Source organism: Nonomuraea sp. NPDC047529, assembly GCF_040642995.1.
Classification (GTDB): Bacteria; Actinomycetota; Actinomycetes; order Streptosporangiales; family Streptosporangiaceae; genus Nonomuraea.
Genome location: NZ_JBEYTJ010000005.1, coordinates 1 through 18919, shown reverse-complemented (window position 1 = coordinate 18919; position 18919 = coordinate 1). Strand labels below are relative to the sequence as shown.

The following is an 18919-nucleotide window of genomic DNA, read 5'->3' as shown; positions in this document are numbered from 1 at the left end:
GGTCACGGACAACCGCTCGTCACGGACAACCGCCCGCCACAGACAACCGCCCGCCACAGACACCGCCCGTCATCGGCGCCCGCCCGTCAAGACGCCGCCTGTCATGGACGTACGCGCATGGAGAGAATGCAGATGGCCTTCTTCACCCGGCCCATCGAGTTGGGCACCCTTTTCGACGACCTCGCCGAGCGCGGGCGCAGGACCGGCGTGCATCTGAGCCGCCCCCTGGACATCGCCCCCCATCTCGGCACCGATCTCGAAATCTCGGACCTGGCGGAGCTGGTCCGGGAGGCCGCCGGCTGGCTGGCCGCCGCCGGCGCGCGCCGCGGCAACCGGGTCGCCATCGTCAAGCGCAACCACTGGGACTACGTGCTGCTGTCCTGCGCCGCCGCGCGCATCGGGGCGGTGCCCGCCACCCTGTCCGCGCACCTGGCGCCCGACGTGCTGGAGATCCTGCTGAAACGGCTGGAGCCCGCGCTCCTCGTCACCGACTCCGCCCTCGTCGCCCTGCCCGGCGTGGCCTGGCAGGCGCCCCGCGTCCTGGTCGTCGACGGCCCGGCGGAGGGGCTGCTGTCCCTGGACGACGTCCGCGGCTGGGCCGTGCCGCCGGTGCACCGGCCCGCGCTGGACGACCCGCTGGCCGTCATGCACACCTCGGGGACGACCGGCGTGCCCAAGCTCGTCGTGCACTCCACCCGTACGCTGCTGCGCCGCCTGGCCGGGTTCGAGGCCCACCGGTGGCCGGTGCTGGGCAGCCGACCCGACGACGTCGTGGCCGGCGCCATGTCCTTCGCCCACGGGCGGGCGCTGGCCTGGACCGCGAGCGTGTTGTGGCTGGGCCCCGCCAAGCTGCTGGCCGTCTCCGCCCCCGGCTGGGACGAGGCCGGCCCGTTCCTGGCCCGCCACCGGCCCACGACGCTGGAGGCGCTGCCGGCCACGTACGTGCGATGGCAGCGGCGGACGCTCGGCGACGGCGGCCCGTTCGCGCGGGTACGCCTGTTCGTCAGCACGTTCGACGCCATGCACCCGCCGACCGTACGGGCCTTCCTGGACGCCACCCGGCACCGGCGGCCGGTGTGGATGCAGGGCTGGGGGCAGAGCGAGACCGGGCCGCTGACCTTCCGCCTGCTCACCCGCAGGTCCCTGGCCGACGGCGACACCCGGCACCCGACCACGCGCGACCTCGGACGCCCGGTGCCCACGCGCACCCGGCTGCGGGTGGTGGACCGCGAGACGCTGCGTCCGGTGCCGCGCGGCGCGAGCGGCCTGGTGGTCTGCCGGACCAAGGCCCTGTGCCTGGGGTACGTCGGGGAGCAGGAACGCTGGCTGGGCAAGCGGCTCGGACAGTGGTGGCACACCGGCGACCTGGGGGCGATCGGCCGTACCGGGCGGGTGCGGTTCGTGGACCGGGAGACCGACACGATCCCGGGCGTGAGCTGCGTCGAGCTGGAGGACGTGATCGACGACCGGCTGCCCGGCGTGCTGGAGTGCGTGATCCTGGGCGTTCCCGGACGGCCTTCCGTGCCGGTCGTGGTCACCGAGGATGGCACGCTCGACCGCGACGCGTGGCGGCGGGCCGTCGCCGACCTGCCCGAGCTGGCCGACCCCGTGGTGATCACCTGGGATCAGGTCCCCCGCACCGGTACGGGCAAGGTCCGCAGGACGGCGCTGCGCGAACTGCTGGGCGAGACCCCGGACACGTACGGCACAGGGCGTTGGACGTGACGCCGGGGCCGCGGGCCACCGGCGAGCGGGACGTGGCCGCCTGGCCGCTGGCGGGGGTGGTCGTGCGGGCACGGGGCGAGTCGGTCGCGCTGCGGGTGGCCGTCCAGCGGTTGTACGCGCTGGGCTGCGAGGTCCGGTTCGACGACGCGCCGCCGCCGGCCGGGGCGCCCGCCGGGTGGCTGGGGGTCGCGTCCGCGCCGTTCGGCATGCCGGGGGAGGCGCTGCCGGAGTGCGGGATCGGCTGGTCGGGGCCGGTGGGCGTGCCGATGGCGGGCGAGCGCGACGTGCAGGCGGCCTGCGGGATCGCCCACGTGCACGGGCGGGCCACCGGCGGGCCACGGGCGCTGCGGCTGGACTACGCGTCGGTGTGCGCGGGGGTGCTCACCGCACAGGCGCTCACGGCGGTCCTGCTCGCGCTGCTGCGCGGCGGGCCCGCCCTGGCGGCGCGCACGTCCGTCGCGCAGGCGGCGCTGCTCGCGCTCACCCAGTACATCGCCGTCGCCACCTGCGAGCGCTCCGACCTGCCCGTCCTCGGTACGCCGGGGCGCACGGCGTGCTCGGGGGAGGGGCGGGTGCCGCCGTTCCGGTCGACGGACGGGGTGCCGTTCGAGATCGAGACGTTCGACGCGGAGCGCTGGCGGCTGTTCTGGGCCGTGCTGGACGCCGAGCCGAAGGCCGTGGCGGCGGGCTGGCCGCCGTTCCAGCAGCGGTTCGCGACGGCGACCTGCACGTTGCCGCCGGCGCTGGGCGAGACCGCCGCCGCCGCCCGGTACCGGGACGTCGTGGCGGCCGCGGCGGAGGCCGGGGTCAGCGTGCTCCCCGTCCGGGACGCGGACGCGCCGCTGGCGCCCTCGCCCGCCTCCCCGTGGCGGCTGCGCGAGCTGACCGGCGTCGCAGGGGAACCGTCCGGGTTGCCGCCGCTCGCGCGGGACGCCCGGGGCCCGCTGGCCGGGCTGCTCGTCGTGGAGTCCACCAACCGGGTGCAGGGGCCGCTCGCCGGGCACGTGCTCGGGCTGCTCGGCGCGGACGTCGTACGGCTGGAGCCGCCCGGCGGGGACCCGCTGCGCGGCGTGCCGCCGATGGCGGGGCCGACCTCGGCCCGGTTCCTCGCGCTCAACCGGGGCAAACGTGCCCTCGAAGCCGACCTCAAGTCCGGCGCGGGCCGCCGGGCCGCCGTACGCCTGATCGCCTGCGCGCACGTGTTCCTGCACAACTGGCCCCCCGGACGGGCCGGCGCGTACGGGCTGGACCACGAGGACCTCGCGCCCGTCCGGCCGTCCCTGGTGTACGCGCAGGCCGGGGGTTGGGCCGAGGCGCTGCCTCCGCCGCAGCCCATGGGCACCGACTACCTGGTGCAGGCGTACAGCGGGGTGGCGGCGCTGCTGGCCGGACCAGGCGAGCGGCCCGCGCCGTCCCTCATGACGCTCACCGACGTGCTGGGCGCGCTCATCAGCGCCGAGGCCGTCGTCGCCGCCCTGGTGGCCCGTGCCCGCAGCGGCGCCGGGGTGCGCGCGGCCACGGCGCTCATCGACGCGGCCCGCCTCCTGCGCGCCACCCCGCCGGGGAGGGCTCCTGCCGGTCCGCGGGTCACCCCCGTGACGGATCTGGCCGCCATGGCCGACGACCCCGCCTTCGACGGCGTGCTCGACCGCACCCCCCAAGCCGCCTACAGCCGTGCCCCCTGGACTTTCGTGCCAGCCCACCGACACGAGGAGGCCCTCTGAATGCGTACCGACCCCCTGCCCTGGACGTCCGCCAACGGGATCGTCCTGGCCGACCGCGTACCCAGGAGCGTGCGCGCGGAATGGACCGCCCGCGGCCTGTGCCCCGACCTGGACCTGTACCGCCTGTTCAGCCGGCACGTACGGCGGACGCCGGAGCGTGAGGCGGTCGCCGACGAGACCGGCTCGCTCGACTTCGCCGCCCTGGACGCCCGCGTGCGCCGGGCCGCCGCCGCCCTGACCGCCGCCGGGCGTGGGCCGGCCGACATCGTCGCCGTCCTGCTGCCCAACGGGCGCGACGCGGTGGTGGCCGAACTGGCGGTGGCCGCCGTCGGCGCGGTGGCCCTGCCGATCCCGCACACGCGGGGGCAGCGCGACATCACGAGCCTGCTGAACCGCTCCCGGGCGGCCGCGCTGATCACCGTGCCCGAGCTGGCCCTGGGGCTGCGGGCCGGGCTGCCGTATCTGGAGCAGACGTGGACGTTCGGCGCGCCCACGCCGGGCACCCGCTCGCTCGACCAGGTGGACGAGCAGGACGTGCGCGCGTGGCGGCCCGCGTGCCCGCCCGCCGAGTGGCCCGCCCGCATCCTGCTCTCCTCCGGCACCGAGTCCGAGCCGAAGATGGTCGCCTACTCCCACAACGCCATGGCCGGCGGCCGGGGCGCCTACCTGCGGGCCGTGCTGGGCGAGGACGGGCCCACCCGCAACCTGCTGCTGGTCTCCCTGGCCTCCTCGTACGGCTCCTGCGGCACCTCCGTCCTGCTGGCCCGCCACGGCGGCACCCTCGTCCTGCGCGCCCGCTTCGACGCCGCCGACGCGTTGCGCGCCGTCGAGCGGCACCGCCCCACCCACCTGTACGCCGTCCCGACGATGTTGCGCCGCATGGCCGACTCGGCCGCCGAGGCCGACCTGTCGTCGCTGCGCCGCGTCGTCACCAGCGCCCAGCCCCTGCACGGCGAGGCCAGGCAGGCGTGCGCCCGCCGCTTCGGCGTGCCGCTGGTCAACGTGTACGGCTCCACCGACGGCGTCAACTGCCACACCGGCCGCACCCCGGACCGGTGGGCCCCCGGCCTGGCCGGAACCCCGGACCCGGCCGTGGCCGAGATCACGATCCGGGACGCCGAAGGGCATCCGGCGCCGCCGGGCGAGGCGGGCGAGATCTGGGCGCTGGGCCCGATGACCCCCCTGTGCTACGTCGCCGCCCCCGACCTGGACGACCGCTACCGCGCCCCCGGCGGCTGGGTCCGCACCGGCGACCTGGGCCGTCTCGACCCCGACGGCACGCTCTGGGTGCTCGACCGGATCAAGCGCGTCGTGATGCGCGGCGGCCTCAGCATCTCCCCGGCCGAGGTCGAACGCGAGCTCAGCGCCCATCCCGACGTCGCCGACGCCTTCTGCGTCCCGGTGCCGGACGACGACCTGGGGGAGCGCATGTGCGCCTGCGTGTCGCCCCGGCCGGGCGCGAGACCGCCGTCCCCGGCCGAGCTGATCGTCTACCTGCGCGAGGAACGCGGCCTGGACCGGCGCAAGCTCCCCGAACGCTTCCTCTGGCTGCCCGAACTGCCGCTCGGCCCGACCGGCAAGGTGTGCGCCGCCACCCTCGCCCGCCTGGCCGCGCAGTCGGCGGTGCCCGTCCCCCGCAGCCCGATGAGGAGCGGCCGATGAGCCGGACGGCCTACATGTTCGGCGACTTCCGCGACCACGTCGCCGAGCAGCACCGGTGCCTGGAGCAGGCTTACGACCCGATGACCCTGGAACGCCTGGCCGAGGCGGGCGTCGGCCCCGGCATGCGGTGCCTGGAGGTGGGCGCGGGCGGCGGCAGCGTGGCCGAGTGGCTGGCCCGTCGCGTCGGGTCCGCCGGGAGCGTGCTGGCCACCGACATCGAGCCCGCCTTCGAGCCCGTCGCCCCCGGGCTGGAGGTGGTCCGGCACGACATCGTCCGCGACCCGCTGCCGGAGGGCGCGTTCGACGTGGTGCACGCGCGGCTGGTGCTGCTGCTCCTGCCCGAGCGGCTGGCCGTGCTCGACCGGCTGGTGCGCGCGCTCAGGCCGGGCGGCGTGCTGCAGCTCGACGAGTTCGACATCACGTACGGCCCGGGGCTGCTGATGCCCGGTCCGGACGCGGCCGAGCTCTACGACACGTTCATGCGGGCCAAGATCCGCGTGATGACGCGCGCCGGGGTGGACGTCGCCTGGGGACGTCACGCGGCGGACGCGATGCGACGGGCCGGGCTGACCGGCGTCGACCCCAGGCCCCGGGTCGAGCTGTGGGACGCGCGCTCGCCGGGGGCACGGCTGGTCGCCCACCACACCAGGCACCTGCGCGACCGGTTCGCCGAGGAGGGCCTGACCGACCGGCAGCTCGCCGACGTGCGCGCCCTACTGGCCCACCCGGACTTCCGCGCCACCTCGTGCGTGACCTATTCCGTGCAGGGCCGCCGCCCCCTGGAGGCGTCGTGATGCGCATCGACCTGTACGGCGCCACGCCCGGCGTGCACTCCGCGATGGCCCGCTTCGACGCCGCCGCGAGCCGGGAGCTGGATCCGGCGCTCGCCGAGCTCGTCCGGGTGCGCGCCTCGCAGCTCAACGGCTGCACGGTCTGCCTCGGCATGCACACCCGCCGCGCCCTGGAGGCGGGCGAGGACGAGGAACGCCTGCGCACCCTCGCCCTCTGGCGCGACAGCACCCTGTTCACCGGGCCCGAACGCGCGGCGCTGGCGCTCACCGAGTCGATGACCAGGATCGACGAGGCGGGGGTGCCGGAGGAGGTGTTCGACGCGGCCCGCGAGCACTTCGACGAGACCCGGCTGGCCCACCTGCTGTGGACGATCGCCGCCATCAACGTCTGGAACCGGGTGGCGATCGCCGCCGGTCCGCCCGCCGGATAGGCGGCCGCTGTGGCACGATCGGAACATGCGATCCCGTACGGAGGTGGCCTTAGCGGGCCTGATCGTGCTCACCCTGACCGGCGCCTGCGCCGACCCGGCGACCCGGCGGGTGTCCCTGGTGAACGCCCCGTCCGCGCCCCCGTCGTCCAGCCTGGCGCCGGCGATGCCCCTCGTGGACACGGGTTCCTCGACGTCGCCGGGGTCGACCCCCTCGCCGTCGTCCTTCCGGCCGCCGCCGTTGGTCCCGGCGACCTCCCTGGCCGAGCCCATGGCGACGGGCAAGCGCCTGACGGCGACCGGGCCGCCGCGCTTCTTCGTCACCGCCAGGGCGCCGATCTTCTCCTCCACGGACTCGTCCAAGACGGCGCACGCCACGCCGGTGCCGCCCGCCGTGAACGACGCCGTGACGGGCGCCTTCGTGGCGGCCGTGCCGCTGCCGCCCGGGGTGCGCTCCTCCTGGCACCTCGTCGCCGCCGCCCCCGACAACCGCACGTTCGTGCTGGCCGGATGGACGGGGCCGGACACGCCCCTGCGGCTCTTCCGCATCCGTCTCGACGAGAGAGGACGGCCCGGCGAGCCGGAGCTCGTGCCCGCCCTGGAACCGGAGCCCGACCAGGTGACCGCGATGGCGCTCAGCCAGGACGCCACCAGGCTCGCCTACACCGTCACGCTCATCGGCGGCGGGACCAAGGTGGCGGTCCTCGAACTGGCCACCGGGCGGCGGCGCGACTGGGTCACCCGCGAGAACACCCACGTCATGGGCCTGGCCTGGGCCCCGGACGGGCGGCGGCTGGCCACGGCGATGCTCCCAGGGGGCGTCAGCGTGCTCGACCTGGGGAACGAGGGCTCCGATCTGGTCGCCGCGTCGCGGCCGGTCACGCCGGACAGGGCGGTGTGGATCCCCGAGTCGGTGGCCTTCACCCCGGACGGGGACGCGTTGCTCTACTCCACCGGTCACGACGTCGAGCGGGTCCCGGTGGGGGGTGGGCGGCCACAGGTGGTGGCGCGGCTGACCCTGCCGCGGGGGGCCTCGGCGGGCCTCCACTTCAGTGTCGACGGGGCCGGCGGGCAACTGCTGTACACGTACGGATGGCGGGCGCACCGGGTCGACCTAGCCGACGGGTCCACCACGTCCGTGGGGATCGACGCGGGGAAGCGCTCGGGCGAGGGCGAGTCGCCGGTCGTCGCCTGGTGAGGGGTCAGGCGCCGAGGTGCTGGGCCTCGTGTTCCCACTGGGCGCGGGGCTGGGTGTGCAGGCGCCAGTAGTGCTCGGCGATGTCGTCGGGGTCGAAGTCGGTGCCTGGGGCGACCGCTCCGGCCACGGTGACGCTGGCCACATGGACGCCATCCGCGCCGTACTCCTGGTCGAGCAGCGTCACCAGGGTCCGCACGCCGGCCTTGCCCAGTGACAGGCTCACGTACGTCGGCTTGGGGGACGGCATGCCGCCCGTGACGATGAACGTGCCGCCGCCGCGCCGCGCCATCCCCGGCGCCACGTGGGCGGCGGCGGTGAGCGCGCCGACGACGTTGACCGCGTACGCGTCGAGCTGGGCCCGCGCCGTCAGCTCACCCGGCCGGTCGGCCTGGATGATCGCGGCGTTGTAGACCACGACGTCGGGCGGGCCCAGTTCGGCCGCCGCCTTGTCGAGCGCGGCGCGCAACGCGTCCTCGTCGGTGCTGTCGGCCACCGCCGTGGCGACCGGCACGCCGTACGTGGACAGGGCCGCCGCCGCGGCCTCCACGGTCCGCGCGCTCCGCGCGACCAGGCCGACCGGCAACCCCTCGGCGGCGAACCGGCGCGCCACCGCCTGCCCGATCCCCGGCCCCGCCCCGATGATCACTGCTCCGGACACCTTCATCTCCCATCTGCATTGGCGACAATGGGCACGATAAAGGGTCACATCCATGTGAAGGTCAATCCGGAGGTTCCCATGCGAATCGGCGATCTCGCCCGGCAGACCGGAGTGAGCCGCAGGCTGCTGCGCTACTACGAGGACCAGGGCCTGCTCAAACCGCTGCGCCTGCCGAACGGCTACCGCGAGTACGCCGAGACGGACGTCGCGGAGGTGCGCCACATCCGCGCGCTGCTCGAAGCCGGTCTGCCCACGTCGGTCATCACCCGGGTGCTGCACTGCGTCCACGACGACGGCGACCACATGGTGCCCTCGTCCTGCCCCGAGATGATGGACAACCTCAACCGCGAGCGCGCCCGCATCAGCGGCGAGATCAGCCGCCTGGCCGCCTCGCAGAAGGCGCTCGACTCGATGCTCGCCACCGCCCGCGAGCCTCTCCAGAGGGAGCGTTCGCCCAGGTGAGAGGATGGACGGCATGGATTTGGGTGCCATCCGGACGATGGATCGCGAGGAGTGCCTGGCCCTGTTGTCCTCGGTTCCCGTGGGGCGGGTGGCGTGGGCGCGGCCGGGCGGCACGATCATCGTCCTGCCGGTGAACTTCACGCTCGACGCCGACACCGTCGTGTTCAGGATCCCGCCGGGCCGCATCCTGGAGGCGATCGAGCATCACGTGCCGATGGCGTTCGAGATCGACGACATGGAGCCGGCGATGCGGGCCGGGTGGAGCGTGCTGGTGACCGGGGTCGCGGAGGTCGTCCGGGATCGGGACGAGGCCGGGCGGCTGGAACGGCTGACCGGCGCGCCCTGGCCGGAGCTGGCCGACCCGGTGCTCGTGCGGCTGCCGTTGGACCGCATGTCCGGCCGCCGCCTGCCCCTGCACCCGGGCGGGGTCGTGGTCGAGCGGCTCGACCAGGAGGCGTGAGGCCGGCGCAGGTCACACCGGTGGGACGAGCGTGAAGTAGCGGTCGAGCATGGCCCGGTCGCCCCGCACGTCCAGCCGGTCGGCGGGCAGCCGCCGCCACAGGTGCAGCAGCAGGTCGGAGGCCGTCCCGGCCAGCTCGACGGCCCCCTCGGAGCCGCCGGTGAGCCGGACGTCGTCGCCGTCGAAGCACACCGCCCACGTCCCCGGCCCGTCCGTCTGCCGGAACAGGTAGCGCTCGCCCGTGCCGGGCGGGGCCTGTGTCCAGGACCGGCGGGCGGGGGCCATCACCTCGAAGACCTGGGTGACGGCGTCGGCGGCGAACGCGGCGTCGATCGGGGCGGCCGGGCCGATCGCGTTCTCGGCGTCCCAGCGGTGGACGGCCGCCTCGATGGCCTGCATGCGCTGCCAGAACCCGACGGTCTGCTCCCGGGACCACGTCCAGGCGGGGGCGTCGGGGGAGTCGGCGGCGAACCGCGCCCCCAGCAGCGAGGCGCCCTCGGCGAACCAGTCGAGCACGGCCGGGGGCACCGGCCCGGTGTTGGGGGCGCGGTCGGGGTGCGGCCAGTCGCCGATGTCCGCGGGCAGCCCCAGGACGGCGAGGTCGCCCGGGTCGGGCAGCCCGGGGAGGCGGTCACGGACGACCGCGTGCACGTGCCGGTGCACCGCGCCCAGATGGATGACCAGGTCGGCGACCGACCACCCGGGACACGACGGCACGAGGGGCGCGCCGCCCGACGAGGTCGCCCGCCGCGCGACCGCCTCGAACGCCCGGACCTCCCTGTTGAACTGCGCGACATGATCCATGGGCTCACTCCGATCAGCCGGGTTCGGATTCCGGAGGTGGTTATGCGCGAGATCCAACACTCGAAACTGTACCGGTCAGCCGGTACAGTAATAGCCATGCCACGACCGAGTGCCAAGGAGCGGCTGCTCGACGCCGCCGCCGACGTGCTGCTGACGGAAGGGGCGGAGTCCCTGACGCTGGAGGCGGTCGCCCGGCGGGCCGGCGTCTCCAAAGGCGGCCTGTTCTACCACTTCCCGACCAAGCAGGCCCTGGTCGGCGCCATGGTCGCGCGGCTGACCGACGCCTTCGACGCGGCGCTGGCGTCGGCGGGCGGCCGGCCGGGCGACTTCCTGCGGGCCTACGTACGGGCCACGATCCCCGAGCGGCACACCGCGTCCGCACCGGCCGACCGGGTCACCGCCGCGCTCCTGGCGGGCGTGCTGGTCGATCCGGCCGGGCTGGAGCCGCTGCGCGAGCGGTTCGCGGCCTGGCAGGCCCGGCTGGCCGACGACGGCATCGACCCGGCCGCCGCGACCGCCGTCCGGCTGGCCGTGGACGGATGGTGGGCCGCCCGCCTGCTCGGCCTCAGCGAACCCGGCCCCGACCTGCATGAACCCACCCGCCGCTACCTGATGGAGGCCATCGACCGTGCTGCGCGCGACTAAGGCGTTGATGCTGCTGACGGATCTCTGCTTCGTGGCCTACTTCACGGTCACCGGCCTCGGCCTGATCCCGCCCGAGTGGGCCTTCGCCGACTATGCCGATCCGCTGATGGTCGACTGGAACTGGTCGTTCCTCTGGATCGACCTCCTGGCCAGCGCCACGGGCCTGACCAGCCTGTGGCTCCTGCGCCGCGGCCGGCCCGCGGGCGAGCCGTTGATGCTGGTCTCGCTGGTGCTGACGATGGCCTCGGGGCTGATGGCGATCGCGTTCTGGACGCTGCGCGGCGACTTCTCGCTCGCCTGGTGGATCCCCAACCTCTACCTGCTGCTCTTCCCGCTCCCGGCCATCGCCGCGCTCACCGCCCGGGGAAGAAGTCCGCACTCTGGACGTATTCCATCGCCTTGACGAACTCGGGGTCGGTCAGGCGGCGCTGCGCCTCCTCGGCGGAGACGTCCTCGACGTGGGTCTGGATCCACCACAGGTTGCCCCAGGGGTCGCGTACCCGGCCGACCAGGTCGCCGAAGAACAGGTGCGTCACGTCGGTGACGGACGTGCCGCCCGCCTCGACCGCCCGGCGGTGGACGGCCTCGGCGTCGGGCACGAACAGGCGGAGGAAAGCGGGGGTCGCGGGCCATTCGGGCCGGGCGTCGAACATCATCACCACGGCGTCGCCGATCCGCACCTCGGCGTGCTGGACCTCGCCCTCCGGGCCGGCCATCCGGCCCAGCTCCACGGCGTCGAAGGCGGCCTTGAGCCAGTCGATCAGCCCTGCCGTGTCACGCGAGATGATCCACGGCGTCACGCTGGTGTAGCCCTCGCGAATGGGGTTGACGGTCATGAGGTTCCTCCTCGATCGGTGCGTCGAGAAGACGGTAGAAGGTCAGTAGGTCGGTTCCTGTCCTACATCGACGGCATTCTTGGACGCATGACGTCCCTGCGGTTGCTGAACCTGCTGTCGCTGCTCCAGACCCCGCGCGAATGGCCCGGCGGCGAGCTGGCCGAGCGGCTCGGGGTCAGCCGCCGTACCGTCCGGCGCGACGTCGAGCGGCTGCGCGACCTCGGCTACCCGGTGGTGGCCACCATGGGGGCCGATGGCGGCTACCGGCTGGTCGCGGGCACGGCCATGCCGCCGCTGCTGCTGGACGACGAGGAGGCCGTCGCGATCGCCGTCGGCCTGGTCACCGCCGCCCGGCATCCCGTGCAGGGCATCGAGGAGGCGTCGGTACGCGCGCTGGCCAAGCTGGAGCAGGTGCTGCCGTCCCGGCTGCGCCACCGGGTGGCCTCGCTCGGCGCCGCGACCGTTCCGCTTCCCGGCGTGGAGGGGTTCGACGTCGATCCCGGCCGGCTCACCGCGCTGGCCATGGCCGTCGCCAATCGCGAACGGGTGCGCTTCCGCTACCTGGCCGCCGACGGCGCCGAGAGCGCCCGGCTCGTGGACCCGCACCGCCTGGTGGCCGCCGGCCGGCGCTGGTACCTGCTGGCCCACGACCACGACCGGGACGACCGGCGCCTCTTCCGCGTCGACCGCATCGACGACGTACGGGCCACGGGCGCCCGGATCACCACGACCGAGCCGGAGGACCCCGCCGCGTACGTCGCCGCCAAGCTCTACTCGGGCGCGCCCACGTACGGGGCGGTCGTGACCCTGCACGCGCCCGCCGAGGACGTCGCCAGGGCCGTCCCCGGCGAGGTCACCCCGCTGGACGGGCGCACCTGCCTCCTGCGCGCCTCCGCCGACACCCTGGACTGGCTGGCCTTCCGGCTGATCACGCTCGGCTGCGAGTTCGAGGTGCACGAGCCGCCCGAGCTCGTCGCCCACCTGCGCGGACTGGCCGCCCGTCTCACCCGCGCGAGCGCGCCAGGAACTCCAGCACCAGCGGGCTCGCCACCTCGCGGAACTCCTCGAAGTAGGCGTGCCGGGCCCCCTCGATGAGCCGGAGCTCCGCCCCGGGGATGCGCCCGGCCAGCAGCGGGGCGTTGGCGGCGGGGTTGAACACGTCGTCGGTGCCGTGCACGACCAGCGTCGGAGCGGCGATGGCGGGCAGGACGGCCCAGGCGTCGTGCCCGGCGCTGGCGGCCAGATGGCGGCGGCGGGCGTGGGCGGGCATGCCGGGATCGCCCACCGTGCGGTACGGCCCGGGATGCGTGGCCAGCCAGCCCGGCGTGTACATCAGCTCCAGCAGCGCCCGCCCGGCGGCGGCCCGGTCGGGTTGCGCCAGCGATCTGCGCACGTCGTCGCCGCGTTCCAGGCCGTGGACGCCGCCGGGGGAGGTGCAGCCGAGCACGAGCGCCCCCACGCGGCCGGGATGGTCGGCGGCCAGCCACTGGGCCACCCGGCCGCCCATCGACGTGCCGTAGACGTCGGCACGGGTGACGCCGAGGTCGTCGAGCACGGCCAGCACGTCTTCCGCGAACCCGCGCGTGGTGTACGGCTCGTCGGGCTTGTCGCTGTCGCCGGTGCCGCGGTAGTCGAAGGTGATCGTGCGGTGGGCGCGGTCGAAGTCGTCGCGGACCGGGTCCCACCAGCGGTGGTTGTTGGCCTGGCCCTGGAGCAGCACGAGCGCGGGGCCACTGCCGCGGACCTGGTAGGACAGCTTGACGCCGCCCGTCGTCATGGCGAAAGGCACGCCTTCGATGGTGCCATGGCGGCGCTGGTGCCCTTGACGGAGTGAGTACTCACTCCGTACTGTCGAAGGCATGACGAACGAGACGAGCCGGCGGCGAGCGCCGGCGATGAGCCCCGAACGACGCCGCGAGATGATCGTGAAGGCCGCCCTCCCGCTGGTGGTCGAGTACGGCACCTCCGTGACCACCGCCCAGGTCGCCCGCGCGGCGGGCATAGGCGAGGGCACGATCTTCCGCGCCTTCGGCGACAAGGAGGCGCTGCTGGCCGCCTGCATGGCGGAGGCGCTGCGCCCCGACGACACCCTCGCCCACGTGTCCGCGATCTCCCTCGACCTGCCGCTGGCCGAACGGCTGCTGGAGGCGGCCGAGGCGCTGCGCGGCTACCTGGCCAGGATGGGCGCGGTGGCGGGCGCCCTCGCCACCACGGGCGGCCTGCGCCGCCCCGCCCCCGCCCCTGGCCACGGCGAAGGCGAGCGGCCCGGCGCGTCAGGCGGTGCGGGAGGGCGGCCCGCGTCCGGGCGAGAGGAGTCGATGGCGGCGTCGCGTGAGGCTCTGGCCGGGCTGTTCGAGCCCGAGCGCGACCGGCTCAGGCTGGCCCCCGAACACCTGGCCGACGCCTTCCAGTTCATGGTGATGGCGGCCGGCCGCGGCCCGTCCCCGCTCGGCTCGGCGGAGCTGGTCGACCTGTTCCTGAACGGCGCGCTCACGGGCGGCGAACGTCCTTGACCGACCTCTACGAGGACCTGGCGCCCCGCAGCCGCACCGCGGTCACCTTCGCCTTACTGGGCTGCGCCTTCCTGGGCATGCTCGACGGCACCGTCATCGGCACCGCGCTCCCGCGCATCGTCGAGCAGGTCGGCGGCACCACCTCCTGGTACGTCTGGCTGATCACCGCCTACCTGCTCACCTCCTCCGTGAGCGTCCCCGTCTACGGCCGCTTCTCCGACCTGTACGGCCGCCGCCGCCTCCTCCTCTCCGGGGTCGCGATCTTCCTGGCCGGCTCGCTGGCCTGCGGACTCGCCGGCTCGATGGAGATCCTGATCGTCAGCCGGGCCGTCCAGGGGATCGGCGCGGGCGCCCTGCTCACCCTGGGCATGGCGCTGATCCGCGACCTCCATCCGCCCCACCGGGCCGAGGGCCTGATCCGCATGCAGGCCTTGCTGGCCGCCATGATGATCGTCGGCATGGTCGGCGGCCCGCTGGTCGGCGGCCTGCTCGCCGACCACGCGGGCTGGCGCTGGGCGTTCCTGGTCAACCTGCCCGTCGGCGCGGTCGCGGCCACGCTGATCGCGCTGCTCCTGCCCGGCCGGCGTCCGCCGCGCACCTCCGGCAGGCTCGACGCGGCCGGGATCGCCCTGCTCACCGCGGGCCTGTCGCTGGTGCTGATCGGCCTGAGCCTCAAGGGCAACACCGGCCGGGGCTGGACCGACCCTGCCGTGCTCGGCTCGCTGCTCGGCGGGCTGGCGCTGCTGGTCGCGCTCGTCCCCGTCGAGCGGCGGGCCGACACGCCGGTGCTGCCGCCACGGCTGATGCGCCGCCGCACGTACGCGGCGCTGCTCGCCGGAGGGTTCTTCTTCCAGGTGGCGGGGCTGCCCGCGGGCGTCCTGCTGCCGCTCCATCTTCAGCACGTACGCGGCTTGTCGGCCACGGTCTCCGGCCTGCTGCTGCTCCCGATGCTGGTGGGCATGATCGTCGGGAACCGGCTGACGGCGGTCCTCGTGCTGGGTTCCGGGCACACCAGGCCGGTGCTGCTGACCGGGGCCGCGCTGGTGACGGCCGGCACGCTCGCCTTCGCCCTGCTGGGTCCTGGCACCTCGCCGTTCCTGGTCGGGTTCTGGCTGCTGCTCGTGGGGCTCGGTACGGGCCCGGCGATGGGCGGGCTCACCATCGCCACCCAGAGCAGCGTCCCTCAGGCCGACATGGGCACGGCGACGGCGGGTTCGGCGCTGTCCAAGCAGCTCGGCGGCTCCTTCGGGCTGGCCTGCGCCCAGTCGCTCGTCGGCGGGCACGTCACCGCGGCGGCCGTGGGCTCCACCGTCGCCTGGACCGGGGGCGTCGCGGGCCTGCTGGCGGTCGCCGCCCTGCTGCTGGTCCGCGAGACCGGGCTCCCGGCGAGGCAGCCCGCCAGAGTTTGAGAGGAAATCGGGGAAACGCGGGGAATGTTCCGGCAGGGACCCCCGTTACATAAACCGTGGCCGGTGTGTCCAGTGTCCCCGGGCCTCACCTATTGCCTTCGCGGACTACCGTTCGGCTGGAGCCGCGTTGTGCCTTTCGCCGAGAGGCGACCTGCACACCGGTACACGCACACGTGGAAGCCCGCCCTCCCCGGAGGGCGGGCTTTCGCGTCTCCTAGGCCGGACGGTTCTTGACGTAGTACGGATCGGTGACGCCGCCAGGGCAGGCCACCTCCTCGGTGTCCAGGTGGGTCAGCTTGGCCCCGGCCTGGTAGGCGCTCTGCAGGAACTCCAGCACGCTCGCCACCGGGTCGCCCATGGCCCGCACGTCGTCGTAGCGCAGCACGGCCAGATGGCTGCCGCGCGCGGGCAGCCACTCGGCCTGGGCGGGTTGCAGCGGCTCCCGTTCCAGGCCCTCGGGCTCGGGCGCGGTGTAGGAGTAGAACGCCGGCCAGGGCCGTTCCTTGTCGCCGAACCAGAACCCCGCGCTGATCACCTCTCGGCTGTACGCCTCGCGCGTGACGGGGTCGGCTTCCTCCGACACCTCGGCCGGGCGGCCGGTGAAGAGGGTGACCGCGATGTCGAACGTGTGCCAGAAGTGATGCACCGGGCTGACCTTGCCGCCGAAGTCCGCGGCGAACCGGTCGAGCAGTTGGGCCACCTGCGACAGGATCCGCCAGTAGCGGTTGATCAGGATCGGGTCGTAGTGCGCGTGCCGGGTGTCCTCGGCGAACGGCGTCTCGTCCTCCAGGTCGTAGGGCACCGCCCAGATCTCCGGCCGGATGCCCAGGTCGGCCAGCGTCTGGAAGAGCCGGGACTGGAAGGTGGCCACCGACAGCCCGATCAGGCTGAACTCGGCGCTGCGGCCGTCGAGGACGTCGATCAGCAGGCGGTGGCGGACGAGGTCGAAGTCCACGCAGAACAGCGGCTGCTCGCCGAGCCCGCCCATGGGACGCGTCGTCAGGCCACGCCCGGTCAGATGGAACGGCACCTGCCACCAGTGGTTGCGCCGGTTACTCACCGTCAGACGGATTTTCCCGACGATCTGCGCGAAGCGGTGGAAGGTCTCCTTGGTGTCGGCCCACTCTTCGAGTGGCATGGCCGGAAAGAGCTCCATGTCCTCTATCGTAACTACGCTGCGTAATCGCTCGTCGGAGGGGCTCCGCTAATATCCGGCTTGAAGGGTGGTTCAAGTCGAGGAGCCGGGGCATGCGGGACACGTTGATCGACATTGGCGAGGTGGCCAGGCGTACCGGGCTGGCCGCGTCCGCGCTGCGCTTCTACGAGCGCAAGGGGCTCATCGAGGCCGAGGGGCGCAACGGCCTGCGCCGCGTCTACCTGCCCGAGACGCTCGACCGGCTGGCGCTGATCACCTGCGCCCGCGACGCCGGTTTCACGCTGTCGGAGATCGCCGAGTTCCTGCGGGCCAGGCCCGCGGACACGCGGCTGCGCGAGCGCATGGCCGCCAAGGAGCGCGAGGTCGACCAGCGGGTGCAGCAGCTCACCCGGCTGCGTGACAGCCTGCGCCACGCGGCCGTGTGCGAGCACGACCCGCTGGTCGAGTGCCCCGAGTTCAAGCGCGCCGTGAAGGCCGTCAGCCAGAGCTGACGTACTTGCGCGGGCGCAGGGCGTGGGCGCGCAGCGCGGAGAGGGCCGCGTACTGGCCGGGCCTGGCCATCCGCACGGCCAGGTCGTCGCTGAAGGCCAGGCCCAGCGCGGTGAGCTGGGAGACAAGGTCGGCGACCGGCGCGGCGACGTCGTCGAGGGTCGTGGCCGGGTGCCAGCCCTCGCCGCCCACCACCTCGGCCACCCGTTCGCGCAGCTCGGCGGGTGACATCAGGACGCCGTCCGCCAGCAGCATGAGCGCGGCCTCGCGGGCCGAGACCTCGAACTCGTGCTCGCCTCTGGCCAGCAGCAGCCGGGTGACCGCCTCCCACATGGCCTCCGGCGAGCCCAGCAGGTGACGGCCGTAGTCGGTGATGGCCAGCCGGGCGCCGTCGCGGCTGATCGCGCCGAGCTCGCGCTCGGCCAGCTCGCGCAGCCGCAGCGCCGGCGGCGAGGGGGCCAGCCGGAGCGGCAGGCTGCCCTCGGAGGCGGCCAGGGACAGCAGCTTGCGCAGGGCGGGCAGCGGCTGCGGCGTCACCGGCGCGTACAGGCGCACCTCGAACGGCTGGGCCAGCTCCCGCCGGGCCGGGCCGCGCCCGAGCACCCAGCGGTTGAGCCGTTCGCCGTGCACGCGGTTGAGCCAGCTGTCGCCGCCCAGCTCGGCGCGGGGCTCGGTGAGCCAGCGACGGGTGAGGGCGGTGCGGTCGAGGTCGTCGCCGGCGACGATCGCCAGCTCCAGCGCCGCCGAGCAGGCCACGTGCGCGCCCAGCTCCTCCGGGCCCATGATCATGCTCCATTGCAGCTCGGGAACGTCGGGCGGGAGCACGCCCGTGGCCTCAAGGGCCTTCTGGTAGGCGCTGGTGCCGGCGTCCTCGCCCTCCTGGGCGTAGGTGCGCAGGATCTGGACGGTCGTGGGCGACACGCACAGGGCGGCGTAACGTTCCATGCCGCCCAGTTGCAGCAGTCGCCCGAGCGAGCGGGACAGGCGTTCGTGGTCGCCTCCGGGCCGGAGCGGGCCCACCTTGATCGGAAGCGTGTACCAGAGGAACTCGCAGACGTCGAGCTGGGTCACCGTCTCCAGCGGCTCCCCACCCGTCAACCATTCGACGGCGGTCCTGGCCTCCTCGGCCAGGTCCGGCTGAGATCGCTCCAACTCGGCGAGAAGGGCGGTGACATCCGGTGCACTCATGCCTCGAAGTTTGCCGTATCGCACCCAGCCCTGACGATGACCGAATGCGGTGCGTATTGGGTCTTGCACAGCGACTACCCTACGAAACCGATGTTTACCTACAGTGAGCGGGTCAGATCCACCGTTTGTCGAACAACATCCGGGCCTTCCATTCGGTGTACGGGATCACCTCTGCGGACAAGATCGGGTGCAACCACCAGAAATTGATCAGTGCCAGCAGAGCGTACGCGCCGACCACCGCGGCGCCCAAGGTGCGGCGCATCGGCATGGCTCCGGCGGCCGTCGGCGTGGCGGGCCCGATCAGCAACCCGGCGCACAACGTCAGCGCCAGGATCATGAACGGCACCATGGGGATCGCGTAGAACAGGAACATCGTACGGTTCTCGGAGATGGCGAAGTAGAACCAGGGCAGCCAGCCCATCGCGTACGCCAGCAGCACCGCCCCCGCCCGCCAGTCGCGCGAGGAGACGTACCAGGCGATCAGGGCCACCAGCGCGGCCAGCGCGCCGAACCAGATGACCGGCGTGCCCACGCCGAGCACCGCCTCCGAGCAGTCCTTGGCCCCGCACACGTTCTGCTTGCCCTCGTAGAAGAAGGCCACCGGACGCAGCAGCAGCGGCCACTGCCACGGCTCCGACATGTACGGATGAGAGGTCTCCAGCCCGTTGTGGAACGAGAAGACCTGCCATTGGTAGTGGATCCAGGAGCGCATGGAGTCGAACAGGAAGAAGAAGGGGCCGGAGGAGGTGGCCTGGTCCCAGTTGCGGCCGT

Annotated in this window: 20 protein-coding genes and 1 pseudogene; 14 read left to right on the top strand and 7 right to left on the bottom strand. The window is 73.9% G+C overall.

Annotated features, from left to right (window positions below; genetic code table 11):
- The first annotated feature begins 117 nt into the window (after positions 1-117).
- The 6 genes from ABZ815_RS10240 to ABZ815_RS10215 are packed head-to-tail and all read left to right on the top strand — an operon-like array spanning position 118 to position 7528.
- A complete protein-coding gene (locus ABZ815_RS10240; RefSeq protein ID WP_357696121.1) occupies positions 118-1725 on the top strand; it encodes a class I adenylate-forming enzyme family protein in 1608 nt (535 codons plus the stop codon).
- Positions 1722-3449, top strand: a complete 1728-nt coding sequence (locus ABZ815_RS10235; RefSeq protein WP_357696119.1) for a CoA transferase — start codon at positions 1722-1724, stop codon at positions 3447-3449. Before ABZ815_RS10240 ends, ABZ815_RS10235 begins: the two co-directional genes overlap by 4 nt.
- Positions 3450-5111 (top strand): fatty acid--CoA ligase family protein, encoded by a 1662-nt coding sequence (locus ABZ815_RS10230; protein ID WP_357696117.1) that lies wholly within the window; start codon positions 3450-3452, stop codon positions 5109-5111. It begins immediately after the preceding gene.
- Positions 5108-5905: a methyltransferase domain-containing protein gene (locus tag ABZ815_RS10225; RefSeq protein WP_357696115.1), complete on the top strand. Its 798-nt coding sequence runs from the start codon at positions 5108-5110 to the stop codon at positions 5903-5905. Before ABZ815_RS10230 ends, ABZ815_RS10225 begins: the two co-directional genes overlap by 4 nt.
- Positions 5905-6333, top strand: a complete 429-nt coding sequence (locus tag ABZ815_RS10220) for a carboxymuconolactone decarboxylase family protein (protein WP_357696656.1) — start codon at positions 5905-5907, stop codon at positions 6331-6333. The genes ABZ815_RS10225 and ABZ815_RS10220 overlap by 1 nt, the downstream gene beginning before the upstream one ends.
- A 25-nt stretch (positions 6334-6358) precedes the next feature.
- Positions 6359-7528, top strand: a complete 1170-nt coding sequence (locus ABZ815_RS10215) for a WD40 repeat domain-containing protein (protein ID WP_357696113.1) — start codon at positions 6359-6361, stop codon at positions 7526-7528.
- Between the two features lie 4 nt (positions 7529-7532).
- On the opposite strand, the gene ABZ815_RS10210 is transcribed toward ABZ815_RS10215, so the two are convergent.
- Positions 7533-8186 (bottom strand): SDR family NAD(P)-dependent oxidoreductase, encoded by a 654-nt coding sequence (locus ABZ815_RS10210; protein WP_357696111.1) that lies wholly within the window; start codon positions 8184-8186, stop codon positions 7533-7535.
- 78 nt (positions 8187-8264) lie between these two features.
- Between ABZ815_RS10210 and ABZ815_RS10205 the strand changes: the two genes are divergently transcribed.
- Both ABZ815_RS10205 and ABZ815_RS10200 read left to right on the top strand, forming a co-directional pair.
- The gene (locus ABZ815_RS10205; protein ID WP_357696109.1) at positions 8265-8648 is read left to right on the top strand and encodes a MerR family transcriptional regulator; all 384 of its coding nucleotides are present in this window, start codon (positions 8265-8267) and stop codon (positions 8646-8648) included.
- Between the two features lie 13 nt (positions 8649-8661).
- Positions 8662-9108, top strand: coding sequence for a pyridoxamine 5'-phosphate oxidase family protein (locus ABZ815_RS10200; RefSeq protein ID WP_357696107.1), 447 nt, complete (start codon positions 8662-8664; stop codon positions 9106-9108).
- A 12-nt stretch (positions 9109-9120) separates the two neighbouring features.
- On the opposite strand, the gene ABZ815_RS10195 is transcribed toward ABZ815_RS10200, so the two are convergent.
- A complete protein-coding gene (locus tag ABZ815_RS10195) occupies positions 9121-9912 on the bottom strand; it encodes a maleylpyruvate isomerase N-terminal domain-containing protein (RefSeq protein WP_357696105.1) in 792 nt (263 codons plus the stop codon).
- A 96-nt stretch (positions 9913-10008) separates the two neighbouring features.
- Here ABZ815_RS10195 and ABZ815_RS10190 point away from each other — a divergent pair, with 96 nt between their 5' ends.
- Together ABZ815_RS10190 and ABZ815_RS10185 are read left to right on the top strand one after the other, a co-directional pair.
- Positions 10009-10557: a TetR/AcrR family transcriptional regulator gene (locus ABZ815_RS10190; protein ID WP_357696103.1), complete on the top strand. Its 549-nt coding sequence runs from the start codon at positions 10009-10011 to the stop codon at positions 10555-10557.
- Entirely contained in the window at positions 10541-10960 is a 420-nt protein-coding gene (locus ABZ815_RS10185; protein WP_357696101.1) for a DUF5360 family protein, read from the top strand. The genes ABZ815_RS10190 and ABZ815_RS10185 overlap by 17 nt, the downstream gene beginning before the upstream one ends.
- Here ABZ815_RS10185 and ABZ815_RS10180 read toward each other — a convergent pair.
- Entirely contained in the window at positions 10911-11393 is a 483-nt protein-coding gene (locus tag ABZ815_RS10180; RefSeq protein WP_357696099.1) for a VOC family protein, read from the bottom strand. The genes ABZ815_RS10185 and ABZ815_RS10180 overlap by 50 nt on opposite strands.
- Before the next feature lie 87 nt (positions 11394-11480).
- Between ABZ815_RS10180 and ABZ815_RS10175 the strand changes: the two genes are divergently transcribed.
- Complete coding sequence (locus tag ABZ815_RS10175) at positions 11481-12488, top strand: YafY family protein (RefSeq protein ID WP_357696097.1); 1008 nt, start codon at positions 11481-11483, stop codon at positions 12486-12488.
- On the opposite strand, the gene ABZ815_RS10170 is transcribed toward ABZ815_RS10175, so the two are convergent.
- A complete protein-coding gene (locus ABZ815_RS10170; RefSeq protein ID WP_357696095.1) occupies positions 12397-13182 on the bottom strand; it encodes an alpha/beta fold hydrolase in 786 nt (261 codons plus the stop codon). The genes ABZ815_RS10175 and ABZ815_RS10170 overlap by 92 nt on opposite strands.
- Before the next feature lie 70 nt (positions 13183-13252).
- On the opposite strand from ABZ815_RS10170, the gene ABZ815_RS10165 reads away from it, so the two are divergent.
- On the top strand, positions 13253-13906 hold the full coding sequence (locus tag ABZ815_RS10165; protein ID WP_357696093.1) for a TetR/AcrR family transcriptional regulator: 654 nt from the start codon (positions 13253-13255) through the stop codon (positions 13904-13906).
- Entirely contained in the window at positions 13903-15315 is a 1413-nt protein-coding gene (locus tag ABZ815_RS10160) for an MDR family MFS transporter (protein WP_357696091.1), read from the top strand. Before ABZ815_RS10165 ends, ABZ815_RS10160 begins: the two co-directional genes overlap by 4 nt.
- 214 nt (positions 15316-15529) lie before the next feature.
- Here ABZ815_RS10160 and ABZ815_RS10155 read toward each other — a convergent pair whose 3' ends face one another.
- On the bottom strand, positions 15530-16471 hold the full coding sequence (locus ABZ815_RS10155) for a DUF5996 family protein (protein ID WP_357696089.1): 942 nt from the start codon (positions 16469-16471) through the stop codon (positions 15530-15532).
- A 92-nt stretch (positions 16472-16563) separates the two neighbouring features.
- Between ABZ815_RS10155 and ABZ815_RS10150 the strand changes: the two genes are divergently transcribed.
- Complete coding sequence (locus ABZ815_RS10150; protein WP_357696087.1) at positions 16564-16962, top strand: MerR family transcriptional regulator; 399 nt, start codon at positions 16564-16566, stop codon at positions 16960-16962.
- On the opposite strand, the gene ABZ815_RS10145 is transcribed toward ABZ815_RS10150, so the two are convergent.
- Together ABZ815_RS10145 and ABZ815_RS10140 are read right to left on the bottom strand one after the other, a co-directional pair.
- Positions 16949-18148, bottom strand: coding sequence for a hypothetical protein (locus ABZ815_RS10145; RefSeq protein ID WP_357696085.1), 1200 nt, complete (start codon positions 18146-18148; stop codon positions 16949-16951). The two genes, ABZ815_RS10150 and ABZ815_RS10145, sit on opposite strands and share 14 nt — an antisense overlap.
- Positions 18149-18260: 112 nt before the next feature.
- A pseudogene (locus tag ABZ815_RS10140) lies at positions 18261-18919 on the bottom strand (phospholipid carrier-dependent glycosyltransferase); the annotation flags it as partial.